Genomic DNA, 20,905 nt, shown 5'->3' with positions numbered 1-20,905 from the left:
ACGACGGAATTTCGGATGACGATAGGAAATAATGCGTTATGGGCGCGTCCGGACGGTCAGGACGCGCCGGGTCGTTACTCTCGCCGTGTGCTGGTCCTCGTATCCATGGCACTGCGTGTACGTGACGCCGTCCGGGGCGTCTGGCGCGAGGCCGCCAAGTTCGGGGCCATCGGGGCGCTGGCCTTCGTGGTGGACAACGGCGGCTACAACCTGCTGGTGTTCGGCCTTCCCGGCGGCGCGGAGGGCGGGGTGATGCGAGCCGACCCCGTGCCGGCCTCCGTCGTCGCGACGTCCGCCGCGGCGCTCTTCAGCTGGGCGGGGAACCGCTACTGGACCTACCGCCACCGGCATCGCGAGAACATGACGCAGGAACTGACCCTGTTCCTGTTCGTGAACGCGGTCGGTGTCGCCATCACCGCGGGCACGGTCTTCGCCTCACGGCATCTGCTCGGGCTGGAATCGATGGCGAGCGACAACGCCGCCCGCGTCTTCGGCTGGGTCCTCGCCACCCTGTTCCGCTTCGTCACCTACCGGCGCTACGTCTTCGTCGCACCGTGACCGCGGCGCGACCCGATCCCCGCCGCGCCCCGATCCCCACCGCAGCCCGAACCCCGCCTCGCCCCGACCCGCGTCGCGCCCCGCCCCGCCCGTTCGGTCCCGTCGGCGCTGTTAGCATCCGCCGCATGGGACAAAAGGTGCGCATTCCGGGCGAAAAGCGCTGGACCTGGTGGCTGACCGGGGTCGCCGTCGCGTGTTGCCTGGCCACGTCCGTCGTCTTCACCCCCGGGTTCATGAGTCCCGACAGCATCGACCAGCTCCGGCAGGCCATGGGCAGGACGCCGCTGACCGACTGGCATCCGCCCGTGCTGAGCCTGGTGTGGCGCGCACTGATCGCCGTCACCGGGACGCCCGCGTCGATGGCCGTCCTCCAGTCCGTCGTCCTCTGGGGCGCGCTGTGGGTGCTCGCCCGGTGCGTCTGGGAGATGACCGCGAGCCGTGCCGGTTCGCTCGCCGTCCTCGGTCTCGGGCTGACTCCCCCCGTACTGACCTTCGTCGGCGTCGTCTGGAAGGACGTGCACGCGGCCTGCGCGCTGCTGGCGGCCTGCGCGGTGGCGTTCGTCGGGCTGCGGCTGCGGGACCGCGGACTGTCCCCCAGGATGCGCTGGGGTCTGCTCTGGCTGGGCGTGCTCCTCCTCGCCTACGCCGTGCTCGTGCGCAAGAACGCCTTCCTCGCCGCGATCCCGATGTTCGTCCTGCTCGTCCTCGCACTGTGGCACTCCCCCGGGCGCCGTACGTGGGCCGCGTGCACGGCAGCGCTGGTGGCCGCGGTCGTCCTGCCCGCCGCGGCGATCTCCTTGATCGCGCGGCCCGTGCAGACGGACCAGGGCGCGCAGATCGTGCTCGACGACCTCGTCCACGTGCTGACCGTGGAGGAACTGCGGTCGGCCGACGTGCGGCCGGAGCTGCGGGACCGCCTGGTGGCCGCCGCCGAGGAGTGCGACCGCGTCGACGCCCTGTCGGACGCCTACTGGGCCTGCTACGAACGCTCGCCGGACGGCATGGCCGGCGACGCGGACGAGCTCACCTCCCTCTGGCTGCGCGAGATGCGCGGACACCTCTCCGGCTATCTCCAGTACCGCCTGCGGGTCTTCACCGCCCTGCTCTTCGAGACGGGCTACGTGTACCAGCCGGGGGTCTTCGCCAACGACCTCGGCGTCGAGGTGGCCCGCCCCCGACTGGAGGCCACCCTCGCCTCGTACGTCAACGGCGTTGCCACCGATCTGCGACCGCTCTTCCGGGGATGGTTCTGGCTCGCCGTCGCGCTCGTGCTCGCCGTCCGTCCGGGCAGGGGGAGGTTCTCCCTGCCGATCCGGGCGCTGGGCATCAGCTCGCTGGCGTATGTGCTCGGCTATCTGCCCATCGTCCCGGCGACGAACTACCGCTACGTCTACTGGCCTGCGCTCGCCTGCGCGCTCGGTGTGCTGCTGCTCTGGCTGGACCGCAGCGCCCCCGACCGGCCCACGGCGGGCTCCGGCGTCCGGCACGACAGTGCCGCCGCCACCCTCCCCACCGCCGTGACGGCACATCAGCCGACAGCCGCCGAGGACCGGTCCGCGACGTGAGCGTGCCGATGCCGGGTTCACCGGCACCGGCACCGGAGCACAGCACGGTCGTGGCACTCACCCGGTGAAGAGTTGCGTGGCCTTCCGTACGAGTTCGTACAGCCCGTAGGTGAGCGGAACGCCCACCCAGATCCACGCGAAGACGATCAGGGGGCGCCGGTCAGGCGGGTTCGGACTGCTGTCGCTGGACGACATCGGCGGCCTCCCTCGGGGCGGGGATGTGGAAGCGGGGGTGGACGGGCCGGACCAGCTCGTTGGCGACGAAGCCGACGACGAGCAGCCCGATCATGATGAAGAATGACGTGCCGTAGAGATCGGAGCCGGACTTGCCCGCCTCCTCCTGCCGGTCGGCGATCCAGTTGACGATCAGCGGTCCGAGGACACCGGCCGTGGACCAGGCGGTGAGCAGCCGGCCGTGGATGGCGCCGACCTGGTAGGTGCCGAAGAGGTCCTTCAGATAGGCGGGGATCGTGGCGAAGCCGCCGCCGTAGAAGGACAGGATGACCAGGGCGCAGACGATGAACAGCGGCTTGGAGGAGTCGCCGAACTGCGCGATCAGCAGGTACATCAGCGCGCCGACGCCCAGGTAGACGCGGTAGATGTTCTTGCGCCCGATGAGGTCGGACGTCGAGGACCAGACGATACGGCCCGTCATGTTGGCCGCGGAGAGCAGCGCGACGAAACCGGCGGCCGCGGTGACGGTGACGGGGGTGGAGGAGTCCGCGAAGAAGTCCGTGATCATCGGGGCGGCCTTCTCCAGGATGCCGATGCCCGCGGACACGTTCATGCACAGGATGACCCACAGGCACCAGAACTGCGGGGTGCGGATGGCGTTGCGGGCCGAGACCTGCGGGCCCGCGAGGACGCTCGGTCCGCTGTCGACCGGCTTCTCGGTGCGCGGCACCCGAACCAGCAGGACGCCGAGCAGCATGAACACGGCGTACGACAGTCCGTGCACCAGGAAGGCGAGGGCGATGCCGGAGGAGTCGGAGCCGAAGGACTCCAGCATCTGGGCGGACCAGGGCGAGGCGATCAGCGCGCCGCCGCCGAAGCCCATGATCGCGATGCCGGTGGCCATGCCGGGCCGGTCCGGGAACCATTTGATCAGGGTCGAGACGGGCGAGATGTAGCCGATGCCCAGACCGATGCCGCCGACGAAGCCGTAGCCGAAGACGATCAGCCAGTACTGCTCGGTGGCCGCACCGAGGGAGGCGAGCAGGAAGCCGGAGGAGAAGCAGATGAGCGCGACGGTCATCGCCCAGCGCGGCCCGTTGCGCTCGACGAGGGTGCCGCCGAACGCGGCGGACAGGCCCAGCATCACGATGCCCAGCTGGAAGGGCAGGGCGCTCTGGGTGCCGCTGAGGCCGAGCGCGGCTTCGAGCGGCGGCTTGAAGACGCTCCAGGCGTAGGCCTGTCCGATGGAGAGATGTACGGAGAGCGCGGCCGGGGGGACGAGCCAGCGGCTCCAGCCCGGAGGCGCGACGGGGGGACTCATGATCCCGGACGGTAGGGAGTGGCGCGGGAGTTGAGAAGGCGGCGCGTCGACCGTATGCGATGAACGGTATCCACCGCGCGCCGAACGGTCGTTCCCCGGCCGGACCCGCCTTCGCGTACCGGCCACCTTCATGACCGGGTAATGCCTTGCCCGGTCGTTGCGCGAAGTCTTGTCGGCCCAACTTCCATACTGTAGACAATATTTCGTCGACACAGTTCGAACAGTGCGCCATCTCCGCGGTATCCCTCGACCGAACGGAGCTCCCTCACCATGAAAGTCGCAGTTCTCGGCGCCGGTGCGATCGGCGCCTATGTCGGCGCCGCGCTCCACCGCACCGGCGCGGACACGCATCTCGTGGCCCGTGGACCGCATCTGGCGGCCATGAGGCGGGACGGGGTGCGTGTGCTCAGCTCGCGCGGGGACTTCACCGCCCGCGCCCACGCCACCGACGATCCGGCCGAGATCGGCCCGGTCGACTTCGTGTTCCTGGGCCTCAAGGCCAACTCGTACGCGGCGTGCGGGCCGCTGATCAAGCCTCTGCCCAGAACGGCATCCCCTGGTGGTACTTGCACCGGCACGGCGGCCCGCACGACGGCCACCGCGTCGAGAGCGTGGACCCGGGCGGCGCGGTCAGTGCGGCGCTCGCGCCCGAACGGGCCGTCGGCTGTGTCGTCTACGCGGCCACCGAGCTCGAAGGGCCGGGCGTCGTACGGCACCTGGAAGGCACCCGGTTCTCCATCGGGGAGCCCGACCGTACGGTCTCGGCGCGCTGTCGGGCGTTCAGCGAGGCCATGGTGGCGGGCGGTCTGAAGTGTCCGGTGGAGCCCGACATCCGGGGCGACATCTGGATCAAGCTGCTCGGCAACATCTCGTTCAACCCGATCAGTGCCCTGGCCCGCGCGACCATGCGGCAGATGTGTTTGCACGGCGCCACCCGCAAGGTCATCGAGACGATGATGGCCGAGACGCTGGCCGTCGCCGAGGCCCTGGGCTGCGAGGTCGGGGTCTCCATCGAACGGCGGATGGCCGGCGCGGAACGCGTCGGCGACCACCGCACCTCCACGCTCCAGGACCTGGAGCGCGGCAAACCGCTGGAACTCGACGTCCTGCTGGCCGCCGTCGTCGAACTGGCGGACATCACCGGCGTCGAGGTGCCCACACTCCGCACCGTCCACGCCATCTCGGACCTGCTCGCGCTGAGGAGCGCCGCGTGAAGAACCGGCAGAAACAGCAGAAATGGCAGAACCGGCAACCGAAGAGCTACACCAGGCTCACCCGTCCCCTCGTCCGCGACTCCCGCGACGAACCCTTCCGGCAGGCGAGTTGGGAGGAGGCACTGGACCGGGCCGCCCGTGGCATCGAGCGCAACCGCGGCGCGTTCGGCATGTTCTCCTGCGCCCGCGCCACCAACGAGATGAACTACATGGCGCAGAAGTTCGCCCGCGTGGTCATGGGCACCAACAACGTCGACTCCTGCAACCGCACCTGTCACGCACCGAGCGTGGCCGGTCTGTCGGCCGCATTCGGCTCCGGCGGCGGCACCTCGTCCTACGCGGAGATCGAGCACACCGACGTCATCGTGATGTGGGGGTCCAACGCCCGCTTCGCGCACCCGATCTTCTTCCAGCACGTGCTGAAGGGGATACGCAACGGCGCCCGGATGTACGCGGTCGACCCCCGCCGGACGTCCACCGCCGAATGGGCGGAGAGCTGGCTGGGGCTGAACGTGGGCACCGACATCCCGATGGTGCACGCGATCGGCCGCGAGATCATCCACGCGGGCCTCACCAACGAGGCGTTCGTCGAGCGGGCGACCACCGGCTTCGAGGAGTACCGGGCGCTCGTCGAGCCCTGGACGCTCTCGCTCGCGGAGAAGGTCACGGGCGTACCGGCCGCCGCCATCCGGGAGTTGGCGCACGCCTACGCCCGCGCCGAGCGCGCCCAGCTGTGCTGGACCCTCGGCATCACCGAGCACCACAACGGCACGGACAACGTCCGCGCGCTGATCAACCTCTCGCTGCTGACCGGTCACGTGGGCCGCTACGCCTCCGGGTTGCAGCCCCTGCGCGGCCAGAACAACGTGCAGGGCGGCGGCGACATGGGCGCCATTCCCAACCGGCTGCCCGGCTTCCAGGACATCCTCGACCCCGAGTCCCGGCTGAAGTTCGAGTCGGCGTGGGACACCGTCATCCAGCCGCACTACGGGCTGAACCTGACGGAGATGTTCGAGGCCATGGAGGAGGGCTCGCTGAAGGCCGTGTACTGCATCGGGGAGAACCCGGCGCAGTCCGAGGCCGACAGCGGGCAGGCCGTGCGGCGCATACGGGAGCTGGACTTCCTCGTCGTCCAGGACATCTTTCTCACGAAGACAGCCGAGCTGGCCGATGTCGTGCTGCCCGCGACCGCCGGGTGGGCGGAGACGGAGGGCACGACCACCAACAGCGAACGGCGGGTCCAGCGGGTGCGCCGGGCGGTCACCCCGCCCGGGGAGGCCCGCGAGGACATCGACATCATCTGCGACCTCGCCTCCCGGCTCGGGCACGACTGGAAGTACGCCGACGCCGAGGCCGTCTGGAACGAGTTGCGGTCGGTGTCGCCGGCCCACTACGGCATGACGTACGAGCGGCTGGCGGAGCACCAGGGCATCCAGTGGCCCTGCCCGGAAACCGACCGGCTCGAACCCACCTATCTGCACGGCCGGTTGTGGGATCCGGACCCGGAGCGGCGGGGCAGGCTCGCGCCCTTCGGGATCGTCCGGCACGACCCCCCGGTGGATCTGACGGACGAGCAGTTCCCCATCCGGCTGACCACCGGCCGGCGCCTCGACTCCTACAACACCGGTGTGCAGAGCGGCGGTTACGCCTCACCGCTGCGGCGCGGGGAGTACATCGAGCTGTGCCCGGAGGACGCCGAGCGCTACGGGGTCACGGTCGGCGAGGAGGTCCAGGTCTCCTCGCGGCGCGGGTCGGTGACGGCACCGGTGTGGATCGACCTCGGGCTGCGGCCGGGCCTGGCCTTCATGACCATGCACTTTCCCGACGAGGTGGACACCAACCAGCTGACGATCGAGGCCAACTGCCCGATCGCGGGGACGGCGGAGTTCAAGGCGTCGGCGATCCGGATCGAGAAGCTGCCCGTCGCGACCATCGTGAGGTGACGTCAAGTGGACCTGCACTTCGGTGACAGCGAACCGACGGACGAGGAGAAGGCGGCGGTCGACGCGCTGCTCGGGCCGCCGGAGTCCTCCTGGGAGGGCGCGGCCCGCGACGAGATGACGGACGCCGATCTGCGGTGGGCACGGGGCGGCCGGGAAGCCCGGGAACGCCGTGACCTGCTGTTGCCGGGGTTGCACGCGATCAACGACCGGATCGGCTGGATCAGCGAGGGCGCGCTGGACTACCTCTGCCGACGGCTGACCGTCCCGCCGGCGGAGGCGTACGGCGTGGCCACCTTCTACGCCATGTTCTCGGTCGAGCCGCGCCCCGCGACGGTGCTGCACGTGTGCACGGACCTGGCGTGCGCGGCGGCCGGGGCCGCCGACGTGTGCGCCGGGGTCGAGGCCCGCCTGGGCCTCGGCAGCGGGGTGAGCGTGCAGCGCGGCCCGTGCCTGGGACTGTGCGAGCGGGCACCCGCCGCGCTCGCGATCAAGGCCGGGGACCCGGTGCGTACGGCGGTGGCGGCGCCCGCGACCGTCGAGCGGGCCGTCCTCGCGGCGAGCGCGCCCGACTCGGCCGAGGAGGAACCGCCGGCGGCCATGGCGGTCCCCCAGGCCGGGGACCCGTCGCTGACGCTGCTGGGCCGCGTCGGGGTCGTCGATCCGTCCTCGCTCGACGACTACCGGGCGCACGGCGGTTACACGGCCCTGCGGCGGGCCTTCGAACTCGGGCCCGCCGGAGTCATCCGCGAGGTCACCGACTCGGGCCTGGTCGGGCGGGGCGGCGCCGCCTTCCCCACCGGCCGCAAGTGGCAGGCCACGGCGGCTCAGCCCGACCGTCCGCACCACCTCGTCTGCAACGCGGACGAATCCGAGCCGGGCACCTTCAAGGACCGCGTGCTCATCGAAGGCGACCCGTTCTCCCTGGTCGAGGCGATGACGATCGCGGGGTACGCGACCGGCGCGCACCAGGGCCACCTGTATCTGCGCGGCGAGTACCCGCGGGCCCTCTCCCTCCTGGAGAACGCCCTGGCACAGTGCCGGGCCCGGGGCCTGCTGGGCGAAGACGTCCTCGGGCGGGGATACGCCTTCGACATCGAGATCCGCCGGGGCGCCGGGGCCTACATCTGCGGCGAGGAGACGGCCCTGTTCAACTCCATCGAGGGGTACCGGGGCGAGCCGCGCTCCAAGCCGCCGTTCCCGGTGGAGAAGGGCCTGTTCGGCAAGCCGACGGTGGAGAACAACGTCGAGACGCTCGTCAACGTCCTGCCGATCCTCACCATGGGCGCCCCGGCGTACGCGGCGATCGGCACCGCCCGCTCCACCGGGCCGAAGCTGTTCTGCGTCTCGGGCAGTGTCGAGCGGCCCGGCATCTACGAGCTGCCCTTCGGGGCCACGCTGGGAGAGCTGCTCGCACTCTCCGGCATGCGCGACGGCCTGCGGGCCGTCCTCCTCGGCGGCGCGGCCGGTGGTTTCGTCCGCCCCGACGAGCTGGACATCCCGCTCACCTTCGAGGGGACGCGGGAGGCGGGCACGACGCTCGGCTCGGGGGTGGTGATGGCCTTCGACGACACGGTCCCGCTGCCCCGGCTGCTGCTGCGGATCGCCGAGTTCTTCCGGGACGAGTCCTGCGGGCAGTGCGTGCCGTGCCGGGTGGGGACCGTACGCCAGGAGGAGGCGCTGCACCGGATCGCCGAGCGGACCGGAGCGGCCGCGGCCGGTGACATCGCCCTGCTCAGGGAGGTCGGCCGCGCCATGCGGGACGCCTCCATCTGCGGTCTCGGGCAGACCGCGTGGAACGCCGTGGAATCCGCCATCGACCGTCTGGGGGCGTACGAATGACCGTGATCCCGCTGGGAGTGCCGCGTCGCCTCCTGGAGTTCACCCTCGACGGGGAGCCGGTGCGCGCCCCCGAGGGCTCCACGATCCTGGACGCCTGCCGGGCCGCCGGCAAGGACGTGCCGACCCTCTGCGAGGGCGACACCCTCACCCCGAAGAACGCCTGCCGGGTCTGTGTCGTCGAGGTCGAGGGCGCCAGGACCCTGGTCCCGGCCTGCTCCCGCAAGGCCGAGCCAGGCATGGAGGTGCGGACGGACACCGAGCGCGCCCGGCACAGCCGCAAGGTCGTGCTGGAACTCCTCGCGTCGTCGGTCGATCTCTCGACGACCCCGAAGGTCGCGGGATGGCTCAAGGAGTACGAGGCGAAACCGGACCGCTTCGGCCCGGACGCGGCCCGGCTGAACGAGGAGCCGAAGGTCGACAACGAGCTGTACGTCCGGGACTACGACAAATGCATCCTGTGTTACAAGTGCGTGGACGCCTGTGGGGACCAGTGGCAGAACACGTTCGCGATCTCCGTCGCGGGCCGGGGCTTCGACGCCCGGATCGCCGTGGAACACGACGCCCCGCTCACCGACTCGGCCTGCGTGTACTGCGGCAACTGCATCGAGGTCTGCCCGACGGGCGCGCTGTCCTTCAAGTCGGAGTTCGACATGCGGGCGGCGGGCGCCTGGGACGAGTCGGCGCAGACGGAGACCACCACGGTGTGCGCGTACTGCGGTGTGGGCTGCAACCTCACACTCCATGTGCAGGACAATGAGATCGTGAAGGTCACCTCGCCGCACGACAACCCGGTGACCCACGGCAATCTCTGCATCAAGGGCCGTTTCGGCTACCAGCACGTACAGAACCGGGACTGAGACACGACATGGGACGAGTCACGGAACGACGCAAGGTGATCCGCATCCGGGACGGCGCGGTCTCCACCCGCCCGGACACGCTCGTCGCCGAGGAACCGATGGAGATCCGGCTGAACGGCAAGCCGCTCGCGATCACCATGCGCACCCCGGGCGACGACTTCGCCCTGGCGGCGGGGTTCCTGGTCAGCGAAGGAGTGCTCGCCGAACGGTCGGACCTGCAGAACATCGTCTACTGCGCGGGCGCGACCGCCGACGGCTCCAACACGTACAACGTGGTGGACGTGAAGACCACCCCCGGGGTCGTCGTCCCGGACATCACCCTCGAACGCAACGTCTACACGACCTCGTCCTGCGGGCTGTGCGGGAAGGCGTCGCTGGACGCCGTACGGACGACCGCCCGGTGGGCCGTCGACGACACGCACGGCGGTGACGCTCCCCCGGTCCGTCTCGACCCCGAACTCCTCGCGGGCCTCCCCGACCGGCTCCGCGCGGCCCAGCGGGTCTTCGACCGGACCGGGGGTCTGCACGCGGCGGCCCTGTTCAGCGAGGACGGCGAGCTGCTCGACGTGCGAGAGGACGTCGGGCGGCACAACGCCGTGGACAAGCTGGTGGGGCGGGCGCTGCAGAGCGGGTCGCTGCCGCTGTCGAGGGCCGTGCTGCTGGTGTCGGGGCGAGCGTCGTTCGAGCTGGCGCAGAAGGCGGTGATGGCGGGGATCCCGGTGCTGGCCGCGGTGTCGGCGCCGTCGTCCCTCGCGGTGGACCTGGCGGCGGAGACCGGGCTGACGCTGGTGGGCTTCCTGCGGGGCGCCTCCATGAACGTGTACGCGGGCGAGCACCGGATCGCTCTGCGGGCCGCGGCCGCGAAAGGGTGAGCGGCCGCCCGCGACACGGCGGCGGGGCCCCCGACGGCGGGGAGCGCCCCCTGCGCCCTGGGGGCCCCGCCGTTTGCTCCGCCGGGCAACGCCATGGGCCCACTGGTTTCGTCGCCGGGTGCGGGTGGGTGAGGGCTGGTCGCGCAGTTCCCCGCGCCCCTAGAAGATCAGGCCCTGTGGACCTGAGAGACCACGGCCCCGCGCCCCTGAAAGGCACGGGCGCAGCCCCTGCTTTCAGGGGCGCGGGGAACTGCGCGAGAGCCCTCACCCACCCGCACCCGCCGACGAAACACGCACCCCCACCCCTGACGCGAAACACGCCCACCCACCCGCACGGTTCTTGTGAGCCCCAGACGCCCCAGTACCGTCATGGCCGCACATCGGACGTGGGACGTCCGATGTCCCATCACCCAGACGGATGAAGGGCTGGCCACCGTGCCGTCGATTCTTCGCGCACGCCTCAGATCCCCCTCACCGCGGTGCTCACCACCACCGCCCTCCTCGCCCCTCACCCTCCCACCCCGCCGGGGCCGCACCCCAACCCACCCCCACCACGGCCGAGTTCGAGCAGCAGGTCCTCTTCAAGGCCTCCCAGGACCCCGGCTACGCCTGCTTCCGCATCCCGGCGATCGTGCGAAGCAACACCGGCGCCCTGCTCGCCTTCGCCGAGGGCCGCGTCCTGAACTGCGGGGACGCGGCCGACATAGACCTCGTGGTGAAGCGGTCCACGGACGGCGGCCGCACCTGGGGCCCCTTGCAGGTGGTCAACGAGGGCGGCGGCGACACCCACGGCAACCCCGCCCCCGTGGTCGACCGCCGGACCGGCCGCATCGTGCTGGCGGAGACGTACAACACCGGCCGCCTCGACAGCGCCAGCTGCGACGTCCCCTGCGACCGCGCCCCGCACCTCCAGTACAGCGACGACGACGGGCTGACCTGGTCCGAGCCGCGCAGCCTGAGCGACCAGATCCGCCCGGCCGACTGGAACTCCTGGTACGCCACCGGCCCCGTGCACGGCATCCAGCTCACCCGAGGGCCGCGCGCCGGGCGCCTCGTGCTCGGCGTCAACGCCGAGACCTGGGCGGACGGCCGGGTCACCGCCAACCACGCGGCGCTCGTGACCAGCGATGACGGCGGAGAGAACTGGAGGATCGGCGCCACGGACACCTGGCCGGTCGCGGACGACGGAACGTTCCGCCAGAAGCCGTCGGAACTGACACTCGCCGAGCGCGCGGACGGCTCGGTGCTGGTCAGCGGGCGCGAGCAGGACGGCACCGACCTGGGCCACCGCAGCCAGGCGGTCAGCAAAGACGGCGGCACCACCTTCACCGGGCCCTTCCGGGCGCTCCCGGACCTGTACACGCCCCAGGTGCAGGGCTCCGTGCTGCGCCTCGGGAACCGGATGCTGCTGGCGGCCCCGGCCGACCCCGACCGCCGCCGCACCATGGCGATCCGCTCCTCGTACGACGGCGGGCGCACCTGGGAGAGCGTGGACCGGGGCACGGTCGTCACCACGGACTGGTCCGGCTACTCGGATCTGGTCCGGATCGGTGGCGGCGAGGCAGGCAACGAGGTCGTCGGGCTGCTGTACGAGGGCGGCGCGGTCGACGCCCGGGACGAGATCCGCTTCGCCCGGTTCACCGAGGACTGGCTGAAGCCCCGCAGGGGCCCGGACCCGACGACGCCGGACCTCGCGCCCGGCGGCAGACCGGCGGCCGTCCTCGGGGGCGCCCGGCCCACGGACGGCGTGGTCGGCGGCGCGCTCGGGTTCGACGGCGCCGACGACGCCGTACGACTGCCGTACCGGTCCCGACTGCCGCTCGGCACCGAGGAGTTCACCGCCTCGCTCTGGTTCCGGTACTCGGCGACCGCCGGGGAGCAGCCGATGCTGTGGATGGGCGGGGTCGGCACCACACAGCCGCAGGTGTGGCTGCGCGGGGAGCCGGCGTCCGGGCGGCTGACGGGGCTGATCACCGTGCGGGACGGGGCCTCGCCGCCCCGCACCGCCTCCGTGCGCTCCACGGGCGCGTACAACGACGGGGCGTGGCACCGGCTCGTACTACGGCGCGATGGGGGTACCTCCCGCGCGAGCGCAGCCGAGCGTGGGGGAGGGCAGCTCACCCTCTTCGTCGACGGCACCGCGTTCACCGCCGCCGACGTCCCCGGATCGGTCAGCCGGAACTCGCCGTTCGGCGTGCACATCGGGCAACGGGTGGACAGCCGCGCCCACTTCACCGGCTCGATCGACGAAGTACGGGTGTACGACCGGGCGTTGAGCGACGCGGAAGTGGCCGGGCTCTCGTCGGCCGACTCCGCGACGCGCGGCGAGATCCTGCGACTGCCCATGGACCGGGTGGACGCGGGCAACTAACGTCCCTTCCGTGCCCGACGACGCCGGAGCGCGACAGCGGACGGGGGCCGGACCGGTCCTGATCCTGGCCCTGGTCCTGGCCCTCGCCGCCGTGCTGCTCACCGCCCTCCCGGACGACGACCGGGAGGGCGGCGTCTCCTGCACGGCCCGTACGGTCCGGGACTGGGACCCGGACGCGTCGCTGACCGGCGAGTTCGCCCGGTACGGCGACGACGCCACCCGCACCGACGACTGGACCGGCGGCGACGGCACCCACTCCGTGCGGCTCCCGGACGGGCGGGTGCTGTGGCTGTTCTCGGACACCTATCTGGGCCAGGTGCACCCACCGCCCAACCCGGCCGGCGAGTCCGTCGCCTGGCGGGACGTCGCCACGCCCCTGGTGCGCAACTCGGCCGTGGTGATGTCCCCTTCGGGTCGTCTGGAGGCCACGCTCCCGGCGCCGGTCTTCCCGGACCCGGCCCCGCAGCGATGGCGCTGGCCGGTGGCCGCCCGGGTCGAGCCCCGCTCCCCCGGCTCGGACGAGAAGGTCGTACGGGTGCTGCTGTGGACGCGTACGGCGGGACCGTCGCCGTGGATCTACGGGGTGCCCACCGCGACCGAGGTCGCCACCCTGTCGCTGCCGGAGCTGCGGCTGGAGGGGATCACCACGGTGCTGGACCAGGAGGCGGTCGCTGACCCGGCCCGGCGGGTGCTGTTCGGGACGACGGCCGTGGACGCGGGCGAGTGGACGTACGTCTTCGGCGGCACCGACGCCCAGGCCGCCTCCCGGCCGACCTCACACGCCTATGTGGCCCGGGTGCCGCGCGGCCGGCTCGGGGAGCCGGGGGCGTGGGAGTACTGGGACGGGAGACGGTGGGCGGTGCGGGGCGGCCGAAGGCGGTGCTCGGCAACGGTGCGGACAAGGGGGTGGGCAGTGCCTTCACCGTCGTCCGGGACGGGCGCACCTATGTGCTGTTCACCATGGCCGCCGGGACGGCGGGGCTGACGACCGTGACCGCGTACTGGGCCTGCTCCCCCACCGGGCCCTGGCACGGGCCCACCGAGGGGTTCAGTCCCCCGCTGCCGAACAGCGGCGTCGCGGCGTACAACCCACAGGCGCACCGGGCGGTCGGCGACGGGCGGCTGGTGCTCAGCTACGACGTCAACTGGCTGGACGCCGACGCGGCGGCGGCGCAGCTGAACATCACCCGGAACGTTTCCCTGTACCGACCGCGGTTCGTATCGCTTCGTCTGGCTGCTCCCTGACCGCCGGCTCGTCCGCGGAGCCCTCCACCGGGTCCTTGGCGCGGCGCTTGGCGATGACCGCGCAGACCATCAGCTGCATCTGGTGGAAGAGCATCAGCGGCAGGACGGCGAGGGACGCCTCGGGGCCGAACAGGACGCTCGCCATGGGCAGTCCGGAGGCGAGGGACTTCTTGGAGCCCGCGAACTGGATCGCGACGCGGTCCGCCCGGTCGAAGCGCAGGGCCTTGGCGCCGTACCAGGTGAGCAGCAGCATCACCGCGAGCAGGACCGCCTCGACGACGAGGAGTCCGGCGAGCCGCAGCGGACTGACCTGGCTCCAGATCCCGCGCACCATGCCCTCGCTGAAGGCGACGTAGACGACGAGGAGGATGGAGCCGCGGTCGACGAGGCCGAGGATCCGCTTGTGCCGGGTGACGAAGCCGGCGATCCAGCGGCGGGCCAGCTGTCCGGCGACGAACGGCACCAGCAGTTGGAGCACGATCTTCAGCAGCGAGTCGGCGGAGAAGCCGCCGACGCTGGCGCCCAGCAGGCTCGCGGCGAGCAGCGGGGTGATCACGATGCCCGCGAGGGAGGAGAAGGAGCCCGCGCAGATCGCGGCGGGGACGTTGCCCCGGGCCATCGAGGTGAAGGCGATCGAGGACTGGATCGTCGACGGGACGAGGGTCAGGAAGAGCAGACCGGTGTAGAGGGAGGGGGTGAGGAACACCGGTTCGAGGCCGCGGGCCGCCAGACCCAGCAGCGGGAAGATGACGAACGTGCAGGCCAGAACGGTGAGGTGGAGCCGCCAGTGCTTGAGGCCGTCGAGGGCCTCGCGGGTGGAGAGCCGGGCGCCGTAGAGAAAGAAGAGGAAGGCGATCGCGGCCGTGGACGCCCCCGAGGCGACCTCGGCGGCCGTACCCCGCGCCGGGAGGAGCGCCGCGACGCCCACCGTCCCGAGCAACAGCAGGATGTACGGGTCGATCGGCATCCAACTCGGCCACTTCAGGCGTTTCACGGTGCTCCACGTACTTTCGATGAGGGTGCGTCAGGGGCCGGAAGGCCCCTTTCCATCGTCCTCTCCGGACCCTTGATCGGGAATCCTTCATACCGCTCTGACTGTTATCGCGTTCCACGATAAGCGGGTAGGCTGGCGCTCGTGTACGACCCCTCCCAGCTCCGCACCTTCCTCGCCGTGGCCCAGACCCTGAGCTTCACCCAGGCCGCCCGGCGGCTGGGGCTGCGGCAGTCCACGGTCAGCCAGCACGTGCGGCGGCTGGAGGACGCGGCCGGGCGGCAGCTGTTCTCCCGGGACACGCACTCCGTGGAGCTGACGGAGGACGGCGAGGCGATGCTCGGCTTCGCCCGGCGGCTCCTTGAGGTGCACGAGCAGGCGACGGCGTTCTTCACCGGCACCCGGCTGCGCGGACGGCTGCGGTTCGGCGCCTCGGAGGACTTCGTGCTGACCCGGCTCCCGGAGATCCTGGAGTCCTTCCGGCACGACCATCCCGAGGTGGAGCTGGAGCTGACCGTCGAGCTGTCGGGCACACTGCACGAGCGGCTCGCGGCGGGCAAGCTCGATCTGGTCCTGGCCAAGCGCCGTCCGGAGGATCCCCGCGGCGAACCCGTCTGGACGGACCGGCTGGTGTGGATCGGCGCGGAGCGGCTCCGTCTCGACGCCGACCGGCCGGTCCCGCTGATCATCTATCCGCCGCCGGGCATCACCCGCGCCCTGGCCCTGGAGGCGCTGGAGCGCGAGGGCCGCGCCTGGCGGATCGCCTGCACCAGCGGCAGCCTCAACGGCCTCGTCGCCGCCGCCCGGGCGGGCCTCGGCGTGATGGCGCATTCCCGCCGCCTGGTGCCCCCTGGCCTGGTCCGCGTCCCGGAGCGGGCCGGGCTGCCGGAGCTCGGCGAGGTCGACTTCGTCCTCGTCCACGGCCGCCGCCCGGGTGCGGCGACGAGCGCGGCGGACGCCCTCGCGGCGGCCATCCTCGTCGGCGGCGACCGGCTCCACGGCCGTGCACGGGGGGTGTGACGCCCGGACCGGACCTGAACGATGCTCGCGTTTCCCCAGGCCAGACCGTGTTCGCGAGGACGCGCACCGTAACCGGACCGTGCGGGTTCGGTGGAGATTGCGGCCCCGAAACTCACTGATGCGTCAGAAATTGCGCCTGAGACCTCCCCATCTGCGTGTGTTTTCCGGCGTCACGCCCTGCCGTCCCCTCGAATGCGCCCCCTCCACGACCCTCCCGTCCGTTCTCCCGGTGAGGTAGCTTTCACGCGCTGTGCGGAGCGCCACGAGGAGCGGGTTTGCGCGAGTTCACCAACCCCCCGTTGGCGTCGGCGCCGCCGGTGGGCGGCCTGGCCGACGTCGTCTTCGAGTACGCCCAGGAGGACCCGACGCACATCGCGCTCGGCCGCAAGGACGAGCGGGGCGAGTGGCGAGACGTGACCTCCGCCGAGTTCCGCGACGAGGTTCTCGCACTGGCGAAGGGCCTGCTGGCGCAGGGCATCCGGTTCGGCGACCGGGTCGCCATCATGTGCCGTACGCGCTACGAGTGGACCCTCTTCGACTACGCGCTGTGGACCGTCGGCGCCCAGGTCGTCCCCGTCTACCCGACCTCCTCGGCCGAGCAGGTCTTCTGGATGCTGTACGACTCCCAGTGCACGGCCGCGATGGTCGAGCACGAGGACCACGCGATGACCATCGCCACGGTCATCGACCGGCTCCCGCAGCTGCGCAGGCTCTGGCAGCTGGACGTGGGCGCGGTGCAGGAGCTGTACGAGTCGGGGGCGCACCTCGACGACGAGGTGGTGCACCGGCACCGGCGCGCGGTGACGCCGGAGTCGATCGCGACGATCATCTACACCTCCGGCACGACGGGCCGTCCCAAGGGCTGTGTCATCTCGCACGCCAACTTCATGGTCGAGGCGGACACGGTCATCGAGCGCTGGGCGCCGCTGTTCAAGTCCCGCAGGGGTGACGAGGCGGCGACGCTGCTGTTCCTGCCGCTCGCGCACGTCTTCGGGCGGATGGTGCAGGTCGCGGGCATCCGGGGGAAGGTCAAGTTCGGCCATCAGCCGCAGCTCAACGCGGCGGTCCTGCTGCCCGACCTGGCCGCCTTCAAGCCGACGTTCTTCCTCGCGGTGCCGTACATCTTCGAGAAGGTCTTCAACGCGAGCCGGCGCAAGGCCGAACGCGAGGGCAGGGACGGGCCGTTCGAGAAGGCCGTCGAGGTCGCCGTGAAGTACGCGGACGCGATGGAGGCACGGGCCTGGGGCACCGGGCCCGGTCCGTCGGCCGGGCTGCGGATGCAGCACCAGTTCTTCGACAAGGTCGTCTACGGCAAGATCCGCGAGGCGATGGGCGGCCGGATCAAGTACGCGATGTCGGGCGGTTCGGCGATGGACCGTCGGCTCGGCCTGTTCTTCGCGGGCGCGGGCGTCCACATCTTCGAGGGGTACGGTCTGACGGAGTGCACGGCGGCCGCGACCGCCAACCCGCCGGAGCGCACCCGGTACGGCACCGTCGGTCAGGCCATCCCGGGCATGACCGTGCACATCGCGGACGACGGCGAGATCTGGCTGCGCGGCCCCAACGTCTTCCAGGGCTACCTCAACAACCAGAAGGCCACCGACGAGACGCTGCACGACGGCTGGCTCGCCACCGGTGACCTGGGCTCCCTCGACGAGGACGGCTATCTCACCATCACCGGGCGGAAGAAGGAGATCCTGGTGACCTCGGGCGGCAAGAGCGTCTCGCCCGCCATCCTGGAGGAACGGGTGCGCGACCATCCGCTGGTCGCCCAGTGCATCGTCGTCGGCAACGACCGCCCGTACATCGCCGCGCTGGTCACCCTGGACGGGGAGGCCGTCGAGCACTGGCTCCAGATGCACCACAAGGCGAAGCTGTCGCCGGCCGAGCTGGTGCGCGATCCGGAGCTGGAGACCGAGGTGCGGCGGGCGGTGGTCGCCGCCAACACCCTGGTCTCGCAGGCCGAGTCGATCCGTACGTTCCGGATCCTCGCCCACCAGTTCACCGAGGAGCACGGTCTGCTGACGCCCTCGCTGAAGCTGAAGCGGAAGGCGATCGAGAAGGCGTACGCGAGCGAGGTCGAGGCGCTGTACCGGGCGTGAGACCCGCTCGCCCCGTCACGGGCGCCGTCGGCGGCCGGTCAGACCAACTGGTAGCCCCGCATGTTCCGCAGCAGCAGATGGCAGTTCTGCAGGGAACCCGAGGTGTCGCCCAGCGAACGGTAGATGCCCCACTTGGGGCGCAGCCGGTCCGCGAGGAAGGTGTCGACGCCGCTGCGGGAGACGTCGATGAGCGTGGTCGAGCCCTTCTTCAGGATCCACCGCACCGAACCGGCCGAGCCGTTGCCCACCTTGACCTGGAAGTCGACGTCCACCCAGGAGTTGTGCAGCGGCGCCAGGTCGGTGCGGCCGACCAGGATGTCGTCGATCGGCAGCTTCAGCTCGATGGTCTGCGCGCCTCCCCCACTCTCGGCTTCGCTCGAGCGGGAGGTGCCCCCATCCCGCCGCAGGGACTGCACGACGAGCGGCGAGGTGCCGGCGCCGGGCTGTTTCATCTGCATGATGTGCGTGAAGCTGGTGGTCGCCTTCAGCGAGGTCGGGATGTACATCTGGTAGGTGACCCGCCAGGTCTGCCCCTCGGTCCAGCGCAGGAAGCCGCTGCCCGTCCGCAGGCCGGTGACCTCATGGCGCTGGCGGTCGGTGGAGGTGTCCCGGTCGACGGTGTGCATGTCGAACCGCCAGGTGTCGCCGGTGGCACGGATGTGCGGCGCGGCGGCGGTGTGGGAGTCGGCGCGGTCGTCCTCCAGGGTCTCGAAGGCGCGCAGTCCGTCGGCGCTCGCCGAGGGGGACCACTTCAACTGCCAGGAGGCGGCGTGCGCGGCGGGGGCCGGCAGCCCGACGGCGGCCGCCGCGGCGCCGCCGAGCGCGGCGCCGAGAACGTTCCTTCGAGTGGGGGTCATGAGCCATCCATTCACGTACGTGAGTGAGATTCACCGACATGTGTCGCGGCAAGGACAGGTTCCCCGCGTGACCGCGTTCGGTCAATGGTCCAGACCGATAGGCTGGGACCGCCGGATCCATTTCCGGCCAATCTGCGGTTCGGGGCGCGAGCGAGCCGCTCAGGAATGCATCGCGCGCCGTGATCGTTGACGATGGGAAGTACCACCCGACGACTTAAAGGATCGAGAGCTCGTGAGCAGCAAGGTCCCCCCGATCATCCTGAACAACGGCGTCGAGATGCCCCAGCTGGGCTTCGGCGTGTGGCAGGTGCCGGACGACGAGGCCGAGCAGGCGGTCACCACCGCACTGGAGGCCGGCTACCGGAGCATCGACACCGCCGCGATCTACGGCAACGAGGAGGGCACGGGCAAGGCCCTCGCCAAGGCCGGCGTCGCCCGCAAGGACCTCTTCGTCACCACCAAGCTCTGGAACAGCGACCAGGGCTACGACTCCACCCTGCGCGCCTTCGACGAGTCCCTGGACAAGCTCGGCCTGGAGTACGTCGATCTGTACCTGATCCACTGGCCGCTGCCGGACCGGGGCACCTTCGTCGACACGTTCAAGGCGTTCGAGAAGCTCTACGCCGACGGACGCGCGAAGGCCATCGGTGTCTCCAACTTCCTTCCGGAGCACCTGGAGACCCTGATCGAGGCCACGAACGTCATCCCGGCCGTCAACCAGATCGAGCTGCACCCGCACCTGCAGCAGCTCGCCGCCCGCGAGTACCACGCGGAGCAGGGCATCGCCACCGAGGCCTGGTCGCCGCTCGGCCAGGGCAAGGGGCTCCTGGAGGTCCCGGCGATCATCGCGATCGCACAGAAGCACGGCCGCACCCCCGCGCAGGTGGTCCTCCGCTGGCACCTCCAGCTGGGCAACGTGGTCATCCCCAAGTCCGTGACCCCGTCCCGCATCAAGGAGAACATCGAGGTCTTCGACTTCTCCCTGGACACCGAGGACATCGCCGCGATCAGCGCGCTGAACGAGGACCGGCGCATCGGCCCGGACCCGGCGACGTTCAACCAGGCCTGAGACAGGGCCCGAGACAGCACCTGAGACCTCACCTGAGACCGCCCGTCGGAAGCCGCTCGACGGGCGGTCTCGTGTGTCCGGCACCCGCGGCGCCCGCGGCCCCATGGCGCCCGCGCTCAGACCGGCTGCCCGATCGGCCGTACGACCACGGTGTTGATGTCCACCCCGGCCGGCTGGCGGATCGCCCAGACCACGGAGTCGGCGATCTGGTCGGCGGTGAGGAGATGGCCGGGCGGCAGGCTGCCGTAGCTGTCCCAGAACGGCGTCTCCACCCGGCCGGGCGCGATGAGGGTCACGCCGACGCCCCATTCGGTCACCTGCCGCCGTGTGTTCTCCGCGAGTCCGGTGACAGCCCACTTCGTGGCCCCGTAGATGTTCCCGGGCCCGTGAATGAAGCCCGCGACGCTGCCGACCAGCATGATCCGCCCCCTGCTCTCCTTGAGGGCGTCGATGGAGGCCCGGATGAGCAGGGCCGGGCCGAGCACATTGGTCAGCACCATCTCCGACCACCCGGCCGGATCACCCTCGGCGACCGTGTCGTGGGTGCCGAACCCGGCGTTGGCGAGGGCGGTGTCGATCTGCCCGAACTCCTTCAGCGTGGCGTCCACCGCCGCCTGTACGTCCGCGTACTCCGCCGCGTGCCCCGGCAGGGTCAACAGGCCGTCCGGATCGCCGAGTTCGGCGGCGAAGGCCCGCAACCGGTCGGGCCTGCGCCCGGTGACGGCCACCCGGTGGCCGAGGTCGAGCAACTGCCGGGCGACGGCGGCTCCGATGCCGCTGGATCCGCCGGTGATGAGCGCCACGGGAGCGTCGGTCATGGAAGTCCCCCTACTGGTTCCGGCCGGCCGGGTGGACTCCGGCCGACGTACGGAGTCCATCACTTGGAGCACTCTCGAAGTCAAGCGCC

Annotated in this window: 15 protein-coding genes and 2 pseudogenes; 12 read left to right on the top strand and 5 right to left on the bottom strand. The window is 71.1% G+C overall.

The window, feature by feature from the left end:
* Positions 1–105: 105 nt before the first annotated feature.
* Positions 106–558 (top strand): GtrA family protein, encoded by a 453-nt coding sequence (locus E4N62_RS10765; RefSeq protein WP_230213680.1) that lies wholly within the window; start codon positions 106–108, stop codon positions 556–558.
* 125 nt (positions 559–683) lie between these two features.
* Complete coding sequence (locus E4N62_RS10760; RefSeq protein WP_230213679.1) at positions 684–2,123, top strand: hypothetical protein; 1,440 nt, start codon at positions 684–686, stop codon at positions 2,121–2,123.
* A 57-nt stretch (positions 2,124–2,180) separates the two neighbouring features.
* Here the strand turns inward: E4N62_RS10760 and E4N62_RS10755 are convergent, their stop codons facing one another.
* Both E4N62_RS10755 and E4N62_RS10750 read right to left on the bottom strand, forming a co-directional pair.
* Positions 2,181–2,318: a hypothetical protein gene (locus E4N62_RS10755; protein ID WP_230213678.1), complete on the bottom strand. Its 138-nt coding sequence runs from the start codon at positions 2,316–2,318 to the stop codon at positions 2,181–2,183.
* Positions 2,284–3,618, bottom strand: a complete 1,335-nt coding sequence (locus tag E4N62_RS10750; protein ID WP_230213677.1) for an OFA family MFS transporter — start codon at positions 3,616–3,618, stop codon at positions 2,284–2,286. Before E4N62_RS10750 ends, E4N62_RS10755 begins: the two co-directional genes overlap by 35 nt.
* Before the next feature lie 270 nt (positions 3,619–3,888).
* Here E4N62_RS10750 and E4N62_RS10745 point away from each other — a divergent pair.
* The 7 genes and pseudogenes from E4N62_RS10745 (at position 3,889) to E4N62_RS10715 (ending at position 13,959) form a co-directional block, all read left to right on the top strand.
* Positions 3,889–4,832 (top strand): annotated as a pseudogene (locus E4N62_RS10745) (2-dehydropantoate 2-reductase).
* Complete coding sequence (locus E4N62_RS10740; protein WP_230213676.1) at positions 4,829–6,775, top strand: molybdopterin oxidoreductase family protein; 1,947 nt, start codon at positions 4,829–4,831, stop codon at positions 6,773–6,775. The pseudogene E4N62_RS10745 and the gene E4N62_RS10740 overlap by 4 nt, the downstream one beginning before the upstream one ends.
* 6 nt (positions 6,776–6,781) lie before the next feature.
* The gene (locus E4N62_RS10735; protein WP_230213675.1) at positions 6,782–8,614 is read left to right on the top strand and encodes an NAD(P)H-dependent oxidoreductase subunit E; all 1,833 of its coding nucleotides are present in this window, start codon (positions 6,782–6,784) and stop codon (positions 8,612–8,614) included.
* Positions 8,611–9,471: a 2Fe-2S iron-sulfur cluster-binding protein gene (locus tag E4N62_RS10730; protein ID WP_230213674.1), complete on the top strand. Its 861-nt coding sequence runs from the start codon at positions 8,611–8,613 to the stop codon at positions 9,469–9,471. Before E4N62_RS10735 ends, E4N62_RS10730 begins: the two co-directional genes overlap by 4 nt.
* Before the next feature lie 8 nt (positions 9,472–9,479).
* Positions 9,480–10,343, top strand: a complete 864-nt coding sequence (gene fdhD, locus E4N62_RS10725; RefSeq protein WP_230213673.1) for a formate dehydrogenase accessory sulfurtransferase FdhD — start codon at positions 9,480–9,482, stop codon at positions 10,341–10,343.
* Positions 10,344–10,761: 418 nt separating this feature from the next.
* Positions 10,762–12,714 carry an exo-alpha-sialidase gene (locus E4N62_RS10720; RefSeq protein ID WP_374116966.1) on the top strand — a complete coding sequence of 651 codons (1,953 nt, stop codon included), beginning with the start codon at positions 10,762–10,764 and terminating at the stop codon, positions 12,712–12,714.
* A gap of 10 nt (positions 12,715–12,724) precedes the next feature.
* Positions 12,725–13,959, top strand: a pseudogene (locus E4N62_RS10715) (hypothetical protein).
* On the opposite strand, the gene E4N62_RS10710 reads toward E4N62_RS10715, so the two are convergent.
* Positions 13,898–14,953: a bile acid:sodium symporter family protein gene (locus tag E4N62_RS10710; RefSeq protein ID WP_230213672.1), complete on the bottom strand. Its 1,056-nt coding sequence runs from the start codon at positions 14,951–14,953 to the stop codon at positions 13,898–13,900. The pseudogene E4N62_RS10715 and the gene E4N62_RS10710 overlap by 62 nt on opposite strands.
* Before the next feature lie 141 nt (positions 14,954–15,094).
* On the opposite strand from E4N62_RS10710, the gene E4N62_RS10705 reads away from it, so the two are divergent.
* On the top strand, positions 15,095–15,970 hold the full coding sequence (locus E4N62_RS10705) for a LysR substrate-binding domain-containing protein (protein WP_230213671.1): 876 nt from the start codon (positions 15,095–15,097) through the stop codon (positions 15,968–15,970).
* 275 nt (positions 15,971–16,245) lie between these two features.
* Complete coding sequence (locus E4N62_RS10700; RefSeq protein ID WP_230213670.1) at positions 16,246–18,072, top strand: long-chain fatty acid--CoA ligase; 1,827 nt, start codon at positions 16,246–16,248, stop codon at positions 18,070–18,072.
* 38 nt (positions 18,073–18,110) lie between these two features.
* On the opposite strand, the gene E4N62_RS10695 is transcribed toward E4N62_RS10700, so the two are convergent.
* Positions 18,111–18,929, bottom strand: coding sequence for a Tat pathway signal sequence domain protein (locus tag E4N62_RS10695; protein ID WP_230213669.1), 819 nt, complete (start codon positions 18,927–18,929; stop codon positions 18,111–18,113).
* A gap of 232 nt (positions 18,930–19,161) precedes the next feature.
* Here E4N62_RS10695 and E4N62_RS10690 point away from each other — a divergent pair, with 232 nt between their 5' ends.
* Complete coding sequence (locus E4N62_RS10690; RefSeq protein ID WP_184901550.1) at positions 19,162–19,998, top strand: aldo/keto reductase; 837 nt, start codon at positions 19,162–19,164, stop codon at positions 19,996–19,998.
* 116 nt (positions 19,999–20,114) lie between these two features.
* Here E4N62_RS10690 and E4N62_RS10685 read toward each other — a convergent pair whose 3' ends face one another.
* Positions 20,115–20,816, bottom strand: a complete 702-nt coding sequence (locus E4N62_RS10685) for an SDR family oxidoreductase (RefSeq protein WP_230213668.1) — start codon at positions 20,814–20,816, stop codon at positions 20,115–20,117.
* Positions 20,817–20,905 lie beyond the last annotated feature (89 nt).

Source organism: Streptomyces sp. MNU76, assembly GCF_020982545.1.
Classification (GTDB): Bacteria; Actinomycetota; Actinomycetes; order Streptomycetales; family Streptomycetaceae; genus Streptomyces.
Note: the sequence above shows the minus strand (reverse complement) of the source record. Positions and strands in the feature narration are given on the sequence as shown.